This window comes from Microbacterium sp. T3-8 (genome assembly GCF_055398145.1).
This window is the reverse complement of sequence record NZ_AP027918.1, coordinates 1,003,089-1,019,837: the sequence shown is the minus strand read 5'-3', so window position 1 is coordinate 1,019,837 and position 16,749 is coordinate 1,003,089. Positions and strand designations below refer to the sequence as shown.

Annotated in this window: 14 protein-coding genes; 10 read left to right on the top strand and 4 right to left on the bottom strand. The window is 70.2% G+C overall.

Annotation, left to right across the window (positions count from 1 at the left end; translation table 11 throughout):
- Positions 1–9 precede the first annotated feature (9 nt).
- Positions 10–2,307, bottom strand: coding sequence for a beta-glucosidase (locus ACZ5Y9_RS04790; RefSeq protein ID WP_464472426.1), 2,298 nt, complete (start codon positions 2,305–2,307; stop codon positions 10–12).
- Positions 2,308–2,452: 145 nt separating this feature from the next.
- On the opposite strand from ACZ5Y9_RS04790, the gene ACZ5Y9_RS04785 reads away from it, so the two are divergent.
- The 3 genes from ACZ5Y9_RS04785 to ACZ5Y9_RS04775 all read left to right on the top strand — a co-directional run bounded on the left by ACZ5Y9_RS04785 (position 2,453) and on the right by ACZ5Y9_RS04775 (position 5,642).
- Positions 2,453–3,754 (top strand): ABC transporter substrate-binding protein, encoded by a 1,302-nt coding sequence (locus ACZ5Y9_RS04785; protein ID WP_247623442.1) that lies wholly within the window; start codon positions 2,453–2,455, stop codon positions 3,752–3,754.
- Positions 3,755–3,841: 87 nt separating this feature from the next.
- Entirely contained in the window at positions 3,842–4,723 is an 882-nt protein-coding gene (locus tag ACZ5Y9_RS04780; protein ID WP_247623443.1) for a carbohydrate ABC transporter permease, read from the top strand.
- A gap of 10 nt (positions 4,724–4,733) precedes the next feature.
- Complete coding sequence (locus ACZ5Y9_RS04775) at positions 4,734–5,642, top strand: carbohydrate ABC transporter permease (RefSeq protein WP_247623444.1); 909 nt, start codon at positions 4,734–4,736, stop codon at positions 5,640–5,642.
- Positions 5,643–5,814: 172 nt separating this feature from the next.
- Here the strand turns inward: ACZ5Y9_RS04775 and ACZ5Y9_RS04770 are convergent, their stop codons facing one another.
- Positions 5,815–6,183, bottom strand: a complete 369-nt coding sequence (locus ACZ5Y9_RS04770; protein WP_404597711.1) for a VOC family protein — start codon at positions 6,181–6,183, stop codon at positions 5,815–5,817.
- Between the two features lie 62 nt (positions 6,184–6,245).
- On the opposite strand from ACZ5Y9_RS04770, the gene ACZ5Y9_RS04765 reads away from it, so the two are divergent.
- Together ACZ5Y9_RS04765 and ACZ5Y9_RS04760 are read left to right on the top strand one after the other, a co-directional pair.
- Positions 6,246–6,689, top strand: a complete 444-nt coding sequence (locus ACZ5Y9_RS04765) for a MarR family winged helix-turn-helix transcriptional regulator (RefSeq protein ID WP_464472425.1) — start codon at positions 6,246–6,248, stop codon at positions 6,687–6,689.
- Between the two features lie 45 nt (positions 6,690–6,734).
- On the top strand, positions 6,735–7,394 hold the full coding sequence (locus tag ACZ5Y9_RS04760; protein WP_464472424.1) for a VOC family protein: 660 nt from the start codon (positions 6,735–6,737) through the stop codon (positions 7,392–7,394).
- Between the two features lie 66 nt (positions 7,395–7,460).
- On the opposite strand, the gene ACZ5Y9_RS04755 is transcribed toward ACZ5Y9_RS04760, so the two are convergent.
- Positions 7,461–8,291, bottom strand: a complete 831-nt coding sequence (locus tag ACZ5Y9_RS04755) for an NAD-dependent epimerase/dehydratase family protein (RefSeq protein ID WP_247623447.1) — start codon at positions 8,289–8,291, stop codon at positions 7,461–7,463.
- Between the two features lie 146 nt (positions 8,292–8,437).
- Between ACZ5Y9_RS04755 and ACZ5Y9_RS04750 the strand changes: the two genes are divergently transcribed.
- From ACZ5Y9_RS04750 to ACZ5Y9_RS04730, 5 genes are read left to right on the top strand one after another with little or no spacing between them, the layout of a single operon-like run.
- The gene (locus ACZ5Y9_RS04750) at positions 8,438–11,074 is read left to right on the top strand and encodes a family 78 glycoside hydrolase catalytic domain (protein WP_464472423.1); all 2,637 of its coding nucleotides are present in this window, start codon (positions 8,438–8,440) and stop codon (positions 11,072–11,074) included.
- Complete coding sequence (locus ACZ5Y9_RS04745; protein WP_464472422.1) at positions 11,071–11,760, top strand: aspartate/glutamate racemase family protein; 690 nt, start codon at positions 11,071–11,073, stop codon at positions 11,758–11,760. Before ACZ5Y9_RS04750 ends, ACZ5Y9_RS04745 begins: the two co-directional genes overlap by 4 nt.
- A complete protein-coding gene (locus ACZ5Y9_RS04740; protein ID WP_464472421.1) occupies positions 11,757–13,739 on the top strand; it encodes a glycoside hydrolase family 127 protein in 1,983 nt (660 codons plus the stop codon). The genes ACZ5Y9_RS04745 and ACZ5Y9_RS04740 overlap by 4 nt, the downstream gene beginning before the upstream one ends.
- Before the next feature lie 4 nt (positions 13,740–13,743).
- Positions 13,744–15,012, top strand: a complete 1,269-nt coding sequence (locus ACZ5Y9_RS04735) for a RuBisCO large subunit C-terminal-like domain-containing protein (protein WP_464472420.1) — start codon at positions 13,744–13,746, stop codon at positions 15,010–15,012.
- Positions 15,005–16,276 (top strand): four-carbon acid sugar kinase family protein, encoded by a 1,272-nt coding sequence (locus ACZ5Y9_RS04730; RefSeq protein ID WP_464472419.1) that lies wholly within the window; start codon positions 15,005–15,007, stop codon positions 16,274–16,276. Before ACZ5Y9_RS04735 ends, ACZ5Y9_RS04730 begins: the two co-directional genes overlap by 8 nt.
- On the opposite strand, the gene ACZ5Y9_RS04725 is transcribed toward ACZ5Y9_RS04730, so the two are convergent.
- Complete coding sequence (locus tag ACZ5Y9_RS04725; RefSeq protein ID WP_464472418.1) at positions 16,273–16,740, bottom strand: hypothetical protein; 468 nt, start codon at positions 16,738–16,740, stop codon at positions 16,273–16,275. The genes ACZ5Y9_RS04730 and ACZ5Y9_RS04725 overlap by 4 nt on opposite strands.
- Positions 16,741–16,749 lie beyond the last annotated feature (9 nt).

The window sequence follows — 16,749 nt, the reverse complement described above, 5'->3', positions numbered from 1 at the left end:
CACGCACGCTCAGCCACGGCGTTCCCAGACCGGTTCGTCGGCGATCGCGTCGACGCGCTGCACGTCTCCGATCAGGTCGATCTCGATGGCCTGCCCCTCGTCCGCGGCATCCGCGGCCACCCGTAGCACGATGCGGCCGGGTTCGACGATGCGATGCCCCGCGACACCGGTGAAGGCGAAGGCGGCAGCGGGGATTCGCACCCGCCACGTCTGCGCTTCCCCCGGGGCCAACCGCACCTTGTGGAACGCGACGAGCTGGCGGAGAGGACGCACGACCTGCGCCGCCGGGTCGCTCGCGTAGACCTGCAGCACGTCGGCTCCCTCGCGGTCGCCCGCGTTGCGCACCGTGACCTCGGCCTCGACGACGCCGTCGACGGCGACCCGGGTCTCTGCGACGCTCAGTCCGTCCCGCACGAAGGTCGTGTACCCGAGGCCGTGGCCGAACGGATGCCGCGGCGTCGGGTCGGCCGAGCTGACGCCGGTGAGCGATCCGAGCTTCGGGGCGAGGTAGCTGCCCGGCTGCGGGGTGCCCGGCCGGGGCATCTGCACGGGGAGACGGCCCGAGGGCGAGGTGACCCCGAGGAGAGCATCCGCGATGGCCGGCCCGCCCTCCTGCCCGGGGAAGAACGCCTGCACGACGGCCGCGCAGCGGTCGGCGGCGGCGCCGAGCGCGTAGGGGCGACCGGTCAGCAGCACGAGCACGACCGGACGACCGGTCTCGACGAGCGCGTGGAGCAGCTGCTCCTGCACCCCGGGCAGACTCAGGTCCTCGCGGTCGCAGCCCTCGCCCGACGTGCCGCGTCCGAACATCCCGGAGTCGTCGCCCATCACCGCCACGACCACGTCCGCGGCGAGCGCGACCGCGACCGCCGCGTCGATCCCGGAGACGTCGTCGTCCATGACGGCGCAGCCCTCGACGACATCGACCTCACCCGGCCAGCGCCCGCGCAGCGCCTCGGCGACCGTGGGCGCGGCGATCAGCGTATCGACCTCGGGATGCCGGGGCAGCACGTGCTTCACGAAGGAGTAGCACCCGAACACCGCCCCGAAGCGGTCGGCGTTCGGACCGACGACGGCGAGCCGTGGGGTGCGCCCTGCATCGAGCGGCAGAACACCGTCGTTCTGGAGCAGCACGATCGAGGCATCCGCCATCTCGCGCGCGAGCGCGCGATTGGCCGCGGAGTCGAGGTCGACGGTCGCATCGCCCTCGGGTGCGGCCGGCTCCAGCAACCCCAGATCGCGCTTCTGCCGCAGCACGCGGCGCAGAGCGCGGTCGACGAGCGACTCGTCGATCCGCCCGCTCTCGACCGCGGCGACGAGCGGCGCGAGGTAGTCGGAGCCGGTGGGGAGTTCGACGTCGATGCCGGCCGAGAGCGCGAGCACCGCCGCGTCTTCGCCATCGGCGGCGACCCCGTGCATCGTCTCGAGGAACCGCACGGCGAAGTAGTCGGCGACCACGGTGCCGTCGAAGCCCCAGCGGTCGCGCAGGATGCCGGTGAGCAGGTCGGCGGATGCCGCGGCCGGAACCCCGTCGACGTCGTTGTAGGCGTTCATGACCGAGCGGGCCCCCGCGCGGATCGCCCGCTCGAACGGCGGCAGGTGGACATCGGCGAGTTCGCGCAAACCGACCGAGACCGGCGCGTGATTGCGGCCCGCCCGCGACCCCGAGTACCCGGCGAAGTGCTTGAGCGTGGCGACCACCCCCGCCGATTCGAGGCCGCGCACGTAGGCACTGCCCACGACGCCGACCGTGAACGGGTCTTCGGCGATGCACTCCTCGACGCGTCCCCAACGGGCGTCGCGCACGACGTCGAGCACGGGGCCGAGCCCCTGATGCACGCCGAGCGCGCGCAGGTCCTCGCCGATCCGCCGGCTGAGACGTTCGGTGAGCGCCGGGTCGAACGCGGCGCCCCAGGCCAGCGGGGTCGGGTAGGTCGTCGCTCCCCAGGCGAGGACGCCGGTGAGGCACTCCTCGTGCACGAGAGCGCGGATGCCGGTGCGCTCGGTGAGAGCACTCTGGCGGCGGCGCAGCTCGGCGGTGCCCGCCTCGACCGTGATCGGCGTGGTTCCCCAGTGACGCGTGAGCTGGCCGAGGCCGTGCGCGGCGAACTCCTCGACGTGCATGCCGTCGGCGATCAGCTGATCCTGCATCGGGGCGGCGTTGTCGTCGCGGCGGGCGCCGGCCCACAGCCCCACCAGCTGGGCCGTCTTCTGCGCGAGCTTCATCTCGGCGATGAGTCGATCGACCGCGTCGTCGACGACCACCTCGTCGTCGACCGCGGCTGATTGTGACGTTTCAATGCTCATGGATTCATCCTTGCGCATCCGCCCGACGGCCGCCGAACTTCCTCACCGCGCCTCAGAACAGTTTTCGTTTGACAGGCCACAGATCTCCCCCTAACATCAGTTTTGAAACGTCTCAATAACGAGATATCACTTTCAAGGAGGAAATGTGTTCACAGCAGAACGGCGGCGCCTTCGCAAGCCGCTCCTCAGCGTTGCCGCTCTGGCCAGCGCCGGGGTTCTCATCCTCTCCGGCTGCGCCGGTGACAGCGGATCGGGTGCGACCACCTTCGAGTTCCTGAAGAACTCCGAGAACACCACCACGCAGCCGGTGCTAGAAGCCCTCGCCGGCGACCAGTGCGCCGCCGAAGAAGAGGCTATGCCCCTCGAGTTCAACTCGGCACCGCAGGCCGACCTCGACGCCCAGGTGCAGCTGCTCGCCACGCAGGACGAACTGCCCCCGATCTTCTCCGCCGGCGGCAACCCCTCCGAGGGCGCGAAGCTCGCCAAGGGCGGCTACCTCGTCGACTTCGACGAGAAGCTGACCGAGCTCGGCGTGCGCGACAAGATCGCCGAAGGCGCCGTGTCGACCATCAAGAAGCTCTACGGCGGCGAGTTCAACTTCCTGCCGTTCCAGTACAACATCGAGGGCATCTGGTACAACAAGCAGATCTTCGAGGAGCAGGGCTGGGACGTCCCCGAGAGCTGGGACGACCTCACCACCATCGCCGCCGAGGCCAAGGCCGCGGGCTACACGCCGTTCACGGCATCCGGCGAGCAGGGCTGGCCCATCACCCGCCTCATCTCGAGCTACCTCTTCCGCTCGGTCGGTGACGACGCGCTCGAGAAGGTCGCGTCCGGCGACGCCAAGCTGACCGACCCCGAGTACGTGGCCGCCGCGCAGGCGATCGCCGACCTCGGCGCCGAAGGCTACTTCGACGCGAACGTCACCTCGCTCGACATCGACAGCTCCTACAACGAGTTCCTCACGGGCAAGGCCGCCATGATCTACATGGGCAGCTGGATCCTCGGCAACATCAACGGAGACGGCAACCAGATCGGCGCCGACAACGTCGGGTTCTTCAACTTCCCGGCCGTCGAGGGTGGCAAGGGCACGCCCGACGCCTACCCGTCGAACGTCGGCCTGCCGGCCACGATGAGCAACGCCGCCTACAACGAGGGCACCGGCGCCTGGCTCGGCTGCATCGCCGAGAACTACGGCAACGAGGCGCTCGAGCAGGGCCAGATCACCGGCTTCATCGCCGACGACGCCGACGTCGAGCTGCCCGCGATCTCGCAGACGATCGCCGACGAGATCTCCACCAGCACCGACAGCGTGCTGTGGTTCGAGGCGCTCTTCAACGCGAAGGCGAGCAACATCTCGTCGACCAACGCCGCGCTGCTCGTCACGGGCCAGCTCACGGCCGAGGAGTTCATGACCCTCGTCCAGGACGCTCTCGACGCCGGTTGATCCGCACCGGCTCCGCGCACTCGTACCCGGAGTGCGCGGAGCCGGTTCTCTCGTCTCACCCCCTCTACACCCGAAAGGCCGCCACGCATGAAGTCCGTCCTCGGCGACCGGAAGACGATCCTGCTGCTGCTCCTGCCGGCACTGGTCATCTATACGCTCATCACCATCGTCCCCGTGCTCTGGTCGTTCGGCCTCACGTTCTTCACCGGCAGCATCCTCGAAGGCTTCGAGTTCAACGGCATCGAGAACTTCCAGCGGCTCTTCTCCGACCAGTACGTCGCCGACGCCTTCTGGTTCACGATCCGCTACGCGCTGCTGACCACCCTGTTCCAGGTCGTGCTCGGCTTCGGACTCGCGCTGCTCTACCACTTCGTGCTCCGCCGCTCCTCGGTCATCGTCCGCACTCTGGTGTTCTTCCCCGTCGTGCTCCCGACCGTCGCGATCGGCATCCTGTACCAGAAGCTCTTCCAGTCGGCCCCCGGCGACGGCCTCGTCAACGAGCTGCTCGTGAACGTCGGCCTCAGCAACATCGACTGGCTCGGCGACGGCGCGACCGCGTTCGTCGTCATCGTCATCATGGACGTCTGGCGCTCCGCCGGCTTCTACGGCATCCTCGTCTTCTCCGGCCTGCTCGACATCCCCGACGAGATCATCGAGTCGGCCCGTCTCGACGGCGCGAAGTCGTTCAGCCTCTTCCGCTACATCGTGCTCCCGATGTCGCTGCCGATCCTCTTCGCCTCGATGATCTTCAGCATCAACGGCACGATCAAGGTCTTCGACTCGGTCTTCGCCCTCACCGGCGGCGGCCCCGGCAACGCGACCACGCCGCTGACGATGTACATGTACCGCACGGCGTTCCAGTACAGCGACTTCGGCTACGGCTCGACCGTCGCCCTCGTGCTCACGATCATGTGTCTGCTGATCACGCTCGTCATCTTCCGCTCGTCGCGTCGCGACAACACCGTCTGAGGACAGCATCATGACCACCACACTCGACACGACGGCCGTTCCCAGCGCGAAGGCGTTCGTCCCGCACCGCCGCGGTCCCGCAGCGATCGCCCTCGGCATCCTGCGCAAGATCCCGACCTGGCTGACCATCGCGGTGCTCGTCATCGTGACGGCCTACCCGCTGTTCTGGATGTTCATCAACTCGCTGAAGTCGAACAACGAGTTCCTCAACAACCCCTCGTACACGCTCCCCGAGAACTGGCGATGGGACAACTACGCCGTCGCCTGGGAGACCGGCAACCTCGCCACCACGATCACGAACTCGCTGATCGTCACGGTGCCGTCGCTCGTGTTCATCGTGCTGCTCGGCACGGCGGCGGGCTACGCGCTCGAGATCATGGTCTTCAAGGGCCGCGCCTCGGTGCTGCTGCTGTTCCTGGCGGGCATCATGATCCCCGGGCAGATGATCATCCTGCCGCTGTTCAACGCCTTCTCGAAGATGGGCCTCAGCGGCTCGTACCTGCCGATGATCCTCATCTACGTCGCGGGCGGCCTTCCGCTCACGGTGTTCATGATGGCGACGTACTTCCGCGCGATCCCCCGCGAGATCTTCGAAGCCGCGACGATCGATGGCGCCTCGATGCTGCGTTCGTTCTTCGCGATCGGCCTGCCGATGATGAAGAACGCGATCTTCACGGTCGCGATCGTGCAGTTCTTCCTCATCTGGAACGACCTGCTCATCGCCCTCGTCTTCGGCGGCAAGAGGAGCCTCAACACGATCCAGGTCGGGCTCCTCAACTTCTCGGGCGAATACGGCGCGATCAACTACGGCCCGCTGTTCGCCGCGATCTGCGTGACGGTGTTCGGCATCCTGATCATGTACCTCTTCCTCAACCAGCGCATCATGAAGGGCCTCGCGGCCGGCGCGGTCAAGGGCTGAGACCCGCGACGACGAAGGGGGCGGATGCTGCGGCATCCGCCCCCTTTCGCGTCCGACCCCCGGGCGGTGAGGGGTCACAACACGCCGCGCGCGGCCACGCGCCAGCGGCGTGTCTCGACTCCTGGGTTACGACGAGGTCGCCGAGCCTGTCGAAGCGTCCCCTCCGAGAGCGTCAGGCGCGGTCGTGGAGGGTGACGTGGTAGCCGTCGGGGTCGGCGAAGGTGAAGGTGCGCCCGAACGGTCCGTCGATGGGGGCGGCGACGATCGTGCGCCCATCGGCGACCAGGGCGTCGTGGATGCTCTGCACATCCGTCGCGTGCAGCCAGAGGGCGACGCCGATGCCGGGCTGCGCCGTTGCGGCGAGATCGGTTCCGGGCACGATGTCGCGCAGCGCGAACGCGATCGGCGTGGTCGTGAAGACGACGGCGTGCGGAGGCCCGGCGGGCGAGCGAACGAGGCCGAGGTACTTCTCGTAGAACGCCTGCGAGGCGTCGAGGTCGCGCGTCTGCAGAGAGATGAAGTCGGGGCCGGTGACGGGCATGGGATGCTCCTTCGATACGTGTCAGTTTTCTGACATGCATCAATCTATGTCAGAATACTGACATGAGTCAAGACGGCATCCACCTGCCGACCTCCCTCGGGTATCTACTGAAGGAGGCCGCGAGCGCCCTGCGATTCGCGATGGAAGAGGCCCTGCGCCCCCTCGACATGACCATCACGCGATACTCCTGCCTCGAACTGCTCGCGCAGCGCCCCGGCCTCTCTAACTCCGACCTCGCCCGCGGCGCCTTCGTCACCCGGCAGTCGATGAACGTGCTGCTGCAGCAGCTCGAACGCGAGGGGCTCGTCGTGCGGGCATCCGAAGCCCCGGTCGGCAAGGCGCTCCCCACCGACCTCACGCCCGCCGGGCGCGACCTGCTCGCGCAGGCGACCGCCGCGGTGCGCGCGGTCGAGAAACGGATGCTGTCGAGCATGAGCGCCGACGATCAGCAGGTCGCGTTCCACCTGCTCCAGGGCATGGTGCGGTCGCTGCGCGCGGACTGGTAGACGGGTTCCTTTCGCGCGATCAGTGCGCGGCGTAGGGTGTGCACCATGAGCGAAGAGGGGTGGCGCGCTTTCCTGTCCGAAGGCGACCTCGGCGACTGGGTGATCCTCCATGGAGGGCCGACCGCGGTGTTCACCGTGGAGTCGCTGGCCCAGGCCGCTCGCCTCGCGTCCGCCATCGCCGAGCTGCCCGACCTCGGCGAACGCACGGTGCTGACGGCGACGCCGCACAGCCTCACCGTCAAGCTCACCCGCGAGGTGTGGGCCACCGAGCGCTCGCACGCCAGCCTCGCCCGTACGATCTCCGAGATGGCGCGCAGACAGGGCATCGCCGGAGATCCGCGCGCGGTTCAGGAGGTCCAACTCGCGGTCGCCGCCGCGCCCGATGCCATCGACCTCAGGTTCTGGCGCACCGTCCTCGGCTACGCCCCGATGGACGACGACAACTGCATCGACCCTCTCGGGCAGGGGTCGACCGTATGGATGCAAGAACTCGACCCTGCCAAACCCCTGCGGCACGCCATGCATGTCGACGTATCGCTCTCGCGCGCCCACATCGAGGACCGTGTAGCTCGCGCGGTCGCCGCCGGGGGTCGGATCGTCGACGACTCCGAGGCCCCCGCCGCCTGGATCCTTGCCGATCAATCGGGCAACAAGGTGTGCCTCGCGGCCTGGCCGGACGGCGCGGGTCGCGACGAAGGCACGTGAGGGGTCAAGACACGCCACGACCGTACGCGGACGCGCGGCGTGTCTTGACCCCTCAGCAGGTAAGCGTCAGCGCCAGTCGTACCGGGCGCGGAACCCAAGTTCGTCCTGGATGCGGCGGGTCGACATGAGCGATCCGAACTCGGCGAGATCCTCGGCCACGGGAACGCCGGGGAACCACCGTTCCGCGACCTCGCGCGAGGGCGCCGCATTGCCCGACTCGGGAGCTGCGACGTTGTAGACGCGGAACCCGGGGGTCGCCGCCTCGAGCGCGAGCGCCACGGCTTCGGCTCCGTCGCGCGCGTCGACCCACGACCCCAGCAGGTCGCGGCGGTAGTCGGGCTCGGATGCCGCGGCGAAGGTGTCGTAGGCCTCGGGCGCGACGACGTTGGTGAAGCGCAGCGCGGTGATCGAGGCATCCGGATGCCATCCGACGAGCTGCGCGGCCATCGCCTCTTCGACGACCTTGCCGAGGCCGTAGGTGTTGAACGCGCGCGTGTAGGTCTCGTCGACCGGGAGCGACGGCGGCGCGACCTCGAAGGGGAAGCCCATGGCCGTGATGCTCGACGCGAGCACGACGGTGCGGATGCCGGCGCGATGCGCGGCGAGCAGCACGTGCGAGGAGACCAGCACGTTGTTCTCGAAGGTCGCGGCATCGGGCACGAGCCCGTTCACCGGAATCGCGGCGAGGTGCACGAGTGCGTCGATGCCCTCATGGCGCGCAGTCACCCCGAGCAGCGCGTCGAGCGTCTGCCCGTAGTCGGTGAGGTCCACGCGCGTGAAGCCCGCCCCGGCGGGGCCGGCGAGGTCGAAGCCGATGACCTCGGCTCCCCCGACGCGCAGTCGTTCGACCGTCGCGCGACCGAGCGTGCCGCTGCTTCCTGTGACCGCAATGACCATGGGGGACCTCCGCGTCCGAGTCTGGCACGTGATCGACCTCGCCGACCTCCATGCCCTAGTATTGAAACGTCACAATTCTAACGCGATTCGCTACGACAACGCTTTGTCTGCGTCTCTGAAACGTTTCGAAATCTTGGGAGTGTCCAATGCCGGCCACCGTATCCGCCGTTCGCTTCGAGCATCACCGCGAGCCCCTGGGCATCGGCGAGTCACGCCCGCGCCTGTCGTGGGTGATCGACACCGCTCCCACCGGATGGACGCACGCCGCCTCCCGCATCGAGATCGACACCGATGGCGCCGTCGAAACCTTCGAGATCGACTCCGACGCGCAGGTGCTCGTGCCGTGGCCGGGTCGGGCACTCCACTCGCGCGCCCGGGCATCCGTGCGCGTGCGGGTGCGCGGCACCGACGGCGAATGGAGCGACCCGAGCCCCTGGGCCACGGTCGAGACCGGACTGCTGCACCCCGAGGATTGGACCGCGGGCCCCATCGGCGCGATCTGGAACGAGAACCCGATGCGCGACGACCGCCGGCCCGCGCTCGTCCGCCGCGACTTCACCGTGCGCCCCGACCTCGTGCGCGCCCGCCTCTATGCGTCGGCCCACGGTCTCTACCAGGCCGAGATCAACGGCGAGCGTGTCGGCACCGACGTGCTCTCCCCCGGCTGGACCGTCTACCGCGAGCGCCTGCGCTACTACACCTACGACGTGACAGACCTGCTCGCCGAGGGCGACAACGCGATCGGCGCGTGGCTCGGCGACGGCTGGTACCGCGGTCGTCTCGGGTGGCGCGGCGGCTTCCGCAACGTCTTCGGCGACGATCTCTCCTTCATCGGTCAGCTCGAGCTCACCTACGCCGACGGCACGACCGAGACCGTCGCAACCGACACGCGGTGGCGGTCGGCGCCGAGCCCGATCCTGCACTCGGGAATCTACGACGGCGAAACCTACGACGCCCGCGAGGAGCTGCCGGGGTGGAGCCGCGCGGGGTACGACGACGGCGACTGGCAGCGCGTGCAGCTGCGCCGCCGCGACCCCGCGACGCTCCTGGCACCGACCGGCCCGCCCGTGCGCGTGACCGAGGAGGTGCACCCGGTCACCGTGCTGCGCACCCCGGCCGGCAAGCGCGTGCTCGACTTCGGGCAGAACCTCGTCGGCGTCGTGCGCCTGCGCTCCACGGCCGCCGCGGGCACGACCGTGACGCTCCGCACCGCCGAGGTGCTGCAGGACGACGAGCTCTACACGCGCCCGCTGCGCGACGCGGTCTCGACCGACGTCTACACGTTCGCCGGGCGCCCCGAGGGCGAGGAGTGGGAACCGCGCTTCACCTATCACGGCTTCCGCTACGTGGAGGTCGACGGCTGGCCCGGCGACATCGATGCGGATGCCGCGGCCGGCGCTCTCGTCGCCCGCGTGCTGCACACCGACATGGAGCGCACGGGCTGGTTCGAATCCTCGAACCCCCAGCTCGACCGCCTGCACGAGAACGTCGTCTGGGGCATGCGGGGAAACTTCGTCGACATCCCCTCCGATTGCCCGCAGCGCGACGAGCGCCTGGGATGGACCGGCGACATCCAGGTGTTCGCGCCGGCAGCATCCTTCCTGTACGACTCCTCCGGCATGCTCGCCGGCTGGCTGCGCGACCTGGAGGCCGAGCAACTGCCCGACGGCACCGTGCCCTGGTACGTGCCCGTCATCCCGGCCGACACCATGTGGACCCCGCAGCGCCCGGGTGCCGCCTGGGGCGATGCCGCGACCATCGTGCCGTGGACCCTGCACCGCCGCTTCGGCGATGAGGGCGTGCTGCGCGCGCAGTTCGACAGCGCCCGCGCGTGGGTCGACCTGCAGGCCGAGATCGCGGGTCCCTCGCGGTTGTGGGACACCGGGTTCCAGCTCGGCGACTGGCTCGACCCTGCTGCTCCCCCGCACGACCCGGCCGACGCCCTCACCGATCGCTACCTCGTCGCCTCGGGCTACTTCGCGTACTCGGCACGGCTGGTCGCCGACATGGCCGCGACGCTGGGCGAGACGACGGATGCCGCGCACTACACCGCCCTCGCCGCCGGGGCGAAGGCGGCGTTCATCGGCGCCTATGTGGGCGACGACGGGCGGATGACCTCCGACGCGCAGACCGCCTACGCTCTCGCCCTCGAGTTCGACCTGCTCCCCGACGAGCTGCGCGCCCCCGCCGCCGCCCGGCTCGCCGCTCTCGTGCGGGCCGGGGGCAACCGCATCGGCACCGGGTTCGTGGGCACGCCGCTCGTGACCGACGCCCTCAGCGCGAACGGTCAGCTCGACGCCGCCTACGACCTTCTCCTCGAGAAGGAGTGCCCGTCGTGGCTGTACCAGGTGGGCATGGGCGCGACGACGGTCTGGGAGCGCTGGGACTCGATGCGCCCCGACGGCTCGGTGAACCCCGGGTCGATGACCTCGTTCAACCACTACGCGCTCGGCGCCGTGGTCGACTGGATGCACCGCGTCGTCGCCGGCCTCGCCGCCGATGCCCCGGGTTACCGTCGCATTCGCGTCGCGCCGCGCCCCGGCGGCGGGCTCACCTCGGCGTCGGCCCGGCATCGCACCCCGTTCGGCGAGGCCGCGGTCTCGTGGCGGATCGACGCGGGCGTGCTCCACGTCACTGCCGAGCTGCCCGTCGGCACCACCGGCGTGCTCGCCCTCCCGGGGCAGCCCGAGGAAGAGGTCGGGCACGGCACGCACACGCGTTCCGTCACGCTCGACAGAGCGGATGCCGACGCCACCGACTCCGCCGCGGAGGTGACCGCATGACCCGCGTCGCCTTCCTGCACACCGGGGCCGTCGTGATCGCCCCGGTCGTCGACGCCGCCCGCGCGGCCCTGCCCGACGCGACGTTCGTGAACTACCTCGACGACCGGATCGTCGCCGATCTGGGCGACGCGGAGCGCGCGGCATCCGTCGCCGACCGTCTCGCGCACCTCGCCGGCGCCGCGCGCGAGGGCGGAGCCGACGTCGTCATGCTCACGTGCTCGTCGATCTCGGGCTACGCGGCTCCCACCGCCGAGCGTGCCGGCATCCCCGTGCTGCGCATCGACGAGGCGATGGCCGATCGGGCCGTCGCCACGGGCGAACGCATCGCCGTGATCGCCACCCTCCCGACCACCCTCGCCCCGACCGTCGCGCTGCTGCGCGAGCGCGCCGCGATCGCCGGTGTCGAGCCGACGATCCTCGACGAGGTCGTCGACGGGGCGTTCGTCGCAGTCTCGGAAGGGGATCGCCCGCAGCACGACGCACTCGTCGCCGCTGCGATCGAACGCCTGGCCGCCCACGCCGACGTCGTCGTGCTCGCCCAGGCCTCGATGGCCTCGGCGGCCGAGAGCGCCCGCGTCACCGTGCCGGTGCTCACCAGCATCGCGCCGGGGGTCGCACGACTCGCCGAGCTGCTCGCGAACGACGATCCCGATACCCGCACCGCGACCCCGGAGGACGCCCGATGACCACCGGCACACGACCGCGCACGCTGACTCCGCTCGGCACCGACCACGCTCGCTGGGCGAGCGGTTTCTGGGGCGCCGTGCAGGAGCGCACCCGCGACGTCACCGTTCCGTCGATGTGGGACTCGCTCCGCGATCCCGCCGTGAGCGCGGGGTTGCGCAACTTCCGCATCGCCGCCGGCCTCGAGCAGGGCGAGCACGTCGGACCGCCCTTCATGGACGGCGACTTCTACAAGTGGATGGAAGCCGCGATCGCCCAGCTCGAGGTGCGCTCCGATCCGGCCCTCGCCGAGACGATCGACGAACTGGCGCGACTCATCGCCTCGGTGCAGCGCGCCGACGGGTACCTGCACACGCCCACGCTGATCGCGGCGCTCGGGCCGGTGGCGGCCACAGACCTCGCCGACAGGTTCCACTTCGAGACCTACAACCTCGGCCACCTCATCACGATGTGCGTGCGGCATCACGAGGTCACCGGATCGCCGCTGCTGCTCGACGTCGCCGTGCGCGCCGCCGGGTACCTCGAGGATCTCGCCGAGAACAAGCCGGTCGAGCTCGCCCGCAGCGCGATCTGCCCCTCGCACTACATGGCCGTGATCGAGCTGTACCGCGCGACCGACGACCGCCGCTGGCTCGGGCTCGCCCAGTCGTTCCTGCGCGTGCGCGACGACTTCCAGGGTGGCGACGACAACCAGGATCGCCTCCCCGTGCGCGAGCAGTACGTGGTCGCCGGGCACGCCGTGCGGGCGAACTACCTCTACGCCGGGCTCGCCGACCTCGCCCTCGAGACCGGCGATGCCGACATCGTCGAGGTGCTCACGCGCCTCTGGGACGACGTGATCGACACCAAGCTCTACATCACCGGAGGTTGCGGCGCGCTCTACGACGGCGCCTCGCCCGACGGGCATCCCTGGCAGGAGCAGATCAGCCGCGTGCACCAGGCCTACGGCCGCGCGTATCAGCTGCCTCACACCACCGCGCACGCCGAGTCGTGCGCGAACATCGGCATGATCCTCTGGGCTGAGCGGATGCTGGCGCTCACCGGCGAGGCGCGCTTCGCCGATGTGATCGAGCAGATCGCGTTCAACGCGCTGCTCGCCGGGATCAGCCTCGACGGCACCTCGTACTTCTACACGAACCCGCTGCGTCAGGTGCGCGAGCTGCCCTTCGAGCTGCGTCGTGCGGGCGACACGGGCCTGCACCCGGTGCCCGCCCCGCCGAAGTCCGACGAGCGTCTGCGCGAGCGGTACCTCAGCTGCTTCTGCTGTCCGCCGAACACGGCCAGGACACTCTCGCGGTGGCACGAGCGCGCGGCATCCGTCTCGGACGCCGGTCTGCACGTGCACCAGTACGGCGGCAGCGAACTGCGCGCCGTGCTCGACGACGGGCGGATGCTCGCGCTCACCGAACACAGCGACTACCCGTGGGATGGACGGATCGTCTTCACCGTGACCGCGGTCGAAGCGGGCGGACTGCCCGTGCACCTGCGCATCCCCGGATGGTCGTCGGATGCCGCGCTCACGGTCGCGGGCGAACCCGTCGCGGCGAGCGCTCCCGGAACCTACACGCGGATCGATCGGCCCCTCGCGGTCGGTGACGAGATCGTGCTCGATCTGCCGATGCCGGTGCGCGTGCTGCGCGCCCACCGCCTCGCCGAGGAGGCCGCGAACCAGGTCGCCGTGCAGCGCGGTCCGGTCGTCTACTGCGTCGAGGAGGCCGACCTCCCCGATGACGTTCTGCTCGAACAGGCTGCGCTGCGCCGCGGTGCGACGTTCGGCACCGAACGGATCGAGATCGACGGGCAGCGCCTTCTCGCCGTGACCACGACGCTCCAGGCCATTCCCGGCACCTCCGAAGACGCCCTCTACGCCGACATCGACGCGGCGCCGCTCGTCGAGATCCCGACCCGGCTCGTGCCGTACTTCGCGTGGGGCAATCGCGGCCCGGGCGAGATGTCGGTCTGGCTCCCGATCGTCTGGTGACCCGATGAGCGACCACGTCACCGCGGCCCACGTCACCGCGACATACGTCATCGAGACCTCTCTGCCGCTGCAGCAGGCCGCCGAGACCCTCGCCGGAGAGCAGTCGACCGGCACCTTCGTGCGGGTCGAGCGCGAATCCGACGATCTGCGCGCCCGCTTCGCGGCGCAGGTCGTCGACCTCGAGGAGCTGCCCCTCACCGGCGACAGCGCCCTGCCCGGCACCGTCGGTGACCCGGCGCAGCGGCGGCGCGCACGGATGCGTCTGCGCTTTCCGCTCGACAACTTCGGGCCGTCGATCCCGAACCTGCAGGCGGCCGTCGCCGGCAACCTGTTCGAGATCAAGGAGCTCGCGGCCGTCAAGCTGGTGGACCTCGACCTCCCCGCGGCCTTCGGCGAGCGCTACGGCGGCCCCCGCTTCGGACTCGCCGGCACGCGCGAGCGGATGGGACGCCCGGACGGCGCGCTGATCGGCACGATCGTGAAGCCGAGCATCGGTCTTTCGCCGTCGGACCTTGCCGAGGTGGTGGGAGAGCTGGCCGAGGCGGGCGTGGACTTCATCAAGGACGACGAGCTGCAGGGCAACGGCCCCACCGCGCCGCTCGCCGAGCGCGTGGCCGCCGTTATGCCGGTGCTGAAACGCTACGCCGACCGCACGGGGCGCATGCCCATGTACGCGTTCAACATCACCGACGACATCCATCTGCTCGAGCAGAACCACGACCTCGTGGTCGCCGCCGGGGGCACCTGCGTCATGGTGTGCATCAACATGGTGGGGCTCGCGGGCCTCGCGCACGTGCGGCGCTTCACGCAGGTGCCGATCCACGGCCACCGCGCGATGTTCGGCGCGATCAGCCGTTCCCCGCAGGTCGGCTTCTCGTTCCGAGCCTGGCAGAAGCTCGCGCGGCTCAGCGGCGCCGACCATCTGCACACCAATGGCATCTCGAACAAGTTCTACGAGTCCGACGACGAGGTGCTCGCGTCGATCGCCGACGTGCGCACGCCGCTCGACGGGGTGGGCGACACGGTGCCGGTGCTGTCGTCGGGCCAGTGGGGAGGGCTCGCCCATGCGACCCGTCGCGCGGTCGGGTCGTCGGACCTGCTCGTGCTCGCGGGCGGCGGCATCCACGGTCATCCCGACGGCGCCGCGGCCGGCGTCGAGAGCATGCGCGCCGCGTGGGCCTCGGCCGAGCGCGGTGAGACGACCGCGCAGGCGCTGGCGACATCGCCCGAACTGCGTCGGGCGACCGAGCGTTTCGGGGCGGTCCGTGACTGATTCGCCGCTGTCCCCGCCGGCTGTCGCCTACTACGGCGACGACGTCACCGGCAGCGTCGACGTGCTGTTGCAGTTCGCCCGGCACGGGGTGCGCGGATGCCTGTTCATCGGCACGCCCTCGGCCGCGGCTCTCGCGGATGCCGCCGGCTCCCACGAGGTGGTCGGGATCGCCGGCATCGCCCGCTCGCTCTCGCCGGATGCGCTGGATGCCGAAGTGCGCCCCGCTCTCACGGCCCTGCGCGATCTGTCGCCCCGCATCGTTCAGTACAAGGCGTGCTCCACGGCCGACTCCTCGCCGACCGTCGGGAGCCTCGGCCGGGTGATCGAGATCGGCCGCGAGGTCTTCGGTTCACGGACCGTTCCCGTGCTCTTCGCCCAGCCCGACTTCGGCCGCTACACGGTCTTCGGCCACCACTTCGCGGCCGAGGGCGGCACCGTGCACCGGCTCGACCGCCAGCCGACCATGTCTCAGCATCCGTCGACGCCGATGGACGACTCCGACCTCGCGGCGCACCTCTCGCGGCAGACCCCGCTGCCGATCGACGGTGTGCCGTTCACCCGGTACTCGACGGCGTCGTCGCTCGCCGCAGAGATCGACGGCTCCCCCACGGCCGCTCTCGTGCTCGACGCCATCGACGACGCGCATCTCGCGCTGATCGGCACGGCGTTGGAAGAGCTGAGTACTGAACGGCATCCGCTCTTCGCGATCGGATCGGGCGGACTCAGCAGGGCGCTCGCGCTCGGGCGTCCGGCATCCGCCCTCGCCGAAGAACGCACCGCCGGCGGCCCGGTGCTGGCCGTGTCCGGCAGCCGCTCGCCGCAGACCCGGCGCCAGATCGCCGCCGCGCAGGCGGCCGGCTGGGCAGTGCGCCCGCTCGCCCCGGATGCCGACGCACAGACCGAGGTCGTCGCGCTGTTGCGCGCGGGCCGCAGCGTCGCCCTCTCGTCGGAGGATGCCCCGGCGTTCGCCGGTCATCCCGAGGTACTGGCGGCGATCGCCGATGCGGCGACGTCCGTCATCCGCGGGGCTCTCGGCGCCGGGGCGACCCGCCGCCTGATCGTCTGCGGCGGCGACACGTCGAGCCGCGTCGTGCGCTCGCTCGGCATCGCGAGCCTGTCGATCGCCGCGAATCCCGGCGCGAACGTGGTGGTGCTGCGTGCCCGCAGCGATGATGCCTCGGTCGACGGCGTCGAAGTGCTCCTCAAGGGCGGGCAGGTCGGCGACGACGGGCTGTTCGAGGCGGTGCGGGGTGGGGCTCGCTAGAGCGCGCGTCGATCGGGTGGCGTGCGCAGTTCCTTCGCGATGATCAGAGATGTCGGCACGTGCCCCGCCGCAAGCACGACAGCGCTGGCGGCGATGAACGGATTGCCCAGCAGCCCACTCGCAGCGAGGTAGACCAGCACGGGGAGCGCGGCCATCGGTACCGGCAGCGCCCACGTTCGCCGATAGAGCGAATCCGGGGTGCGCTCGACGACGTACCGTGCCCACAGGGCGTAGTACGCGACCAGCGCCAGCCCGCCGGGCACCGCCCACCACACGCTCATCGCGCCGGGGAGCGTGACGGCCGGCACGACCAGGCACAGCGCTTGGCCGCTGCGCTCCAGCACGGCGAGCACGCCGGGAACTCGCGGTCGGGGGAGCGGCGACCGCGGCGGAAGCACCCACAGCAGAAACGTGGGAGCCAGCACCGCCAGGGAGATACCCAAGCCCCACGGTGAGAATCCCATGGCCACAGG

Bases quoted from the DNA above. Each gene is read 5' to 3' on its own strand.
- ACZ5Y9_RS04780 (WP_247623443.1), top strand. From the start codon at position 3,842: ATGAAGTCCGTCCTCGGCGACCGGAAGACGATCCTGCTGCTGCTCCTG.
- ACZ5Y9_RS04765 (WP_464472425.1), top strand. From the start codon at position 6,246: ATGAGTCAAGACGGCATCCACCTGCCGACCTCCCTCGGGTATCTACTG.
- ACZ5Y9_RS04725 (WP_464472418.1), bottom strand. From the start codon at position 16,740: ATGGGATTCTCACCGTGGGGCTTGGGTATCTCCCTGGCGGTGCTGGCT.
- ACZ5Y9_RS04740 (WP_464472421.1), top strand. From the start codon at position 11,757: ATGACCACCGGCACACGACCGCGCACGCTGACTCCGCTCGGCACCGAC.
- ACZ5Y9_RS04760 (WP_464472424.1), top strand. From the start codon at position 6,735: ATGAGCGAAGAGGGGTGGCGCGCTTTCCTGTCCGAAGGCGACCTCGGC.
- ACZ5Y9_RS04790 (WP_464472426.1), bottom strand. From the start codon at position 2,307: ATGAGCATTGAAACGTCACAATCAGCCGCGGTCGACGACGAGGTGGTC.
- ACZ5Y9_RS04745 (WP_464472422.1), top strand. From the start codon at position 11,071: ATGACCCGCGTCGCCTTCCTGCACACCGGGGCCGTCGTGATCGCCCCG.
- ACZ5Y9_RS04770 (WP_404597711.1), bottom strand. From the start codon at position 6,183: ATGCCCGTCACCGGCCCCGACTTCATCTCTCTGCAGACGCGCGACCTC.
- ACZ5Y9_RS04735 (WP_464472420.1), top strand. From the start codon at position 13,744: ATGAGCGACCACGTCACCGCGGCCCACGTCACCGCGACATACGTCATC.
- ACZ5Y9_RS04750 (WP_464472423.1), top strand. From the start codon at position 8,438: ATGCCGGCCACCGTATCCGCCGTTCGCTTCGAGCATCACCGCGAGCCC.
- ACZ5Y9_RS04775 (WP_247623444.1), top strand. From the start codon at position 4,734: ATGACCACCACACTCGACACGACGGCCGTTCCCAGCGCGAAGGCGTTC.
- ACZ5Y9_RS04755 (WP_247623447.1), bottom strand. From the start codon at position 8,291: ATGGTCATTGCGGTCACAGGAAGCAGCGGCACGCTCGGTCGCGCGACG.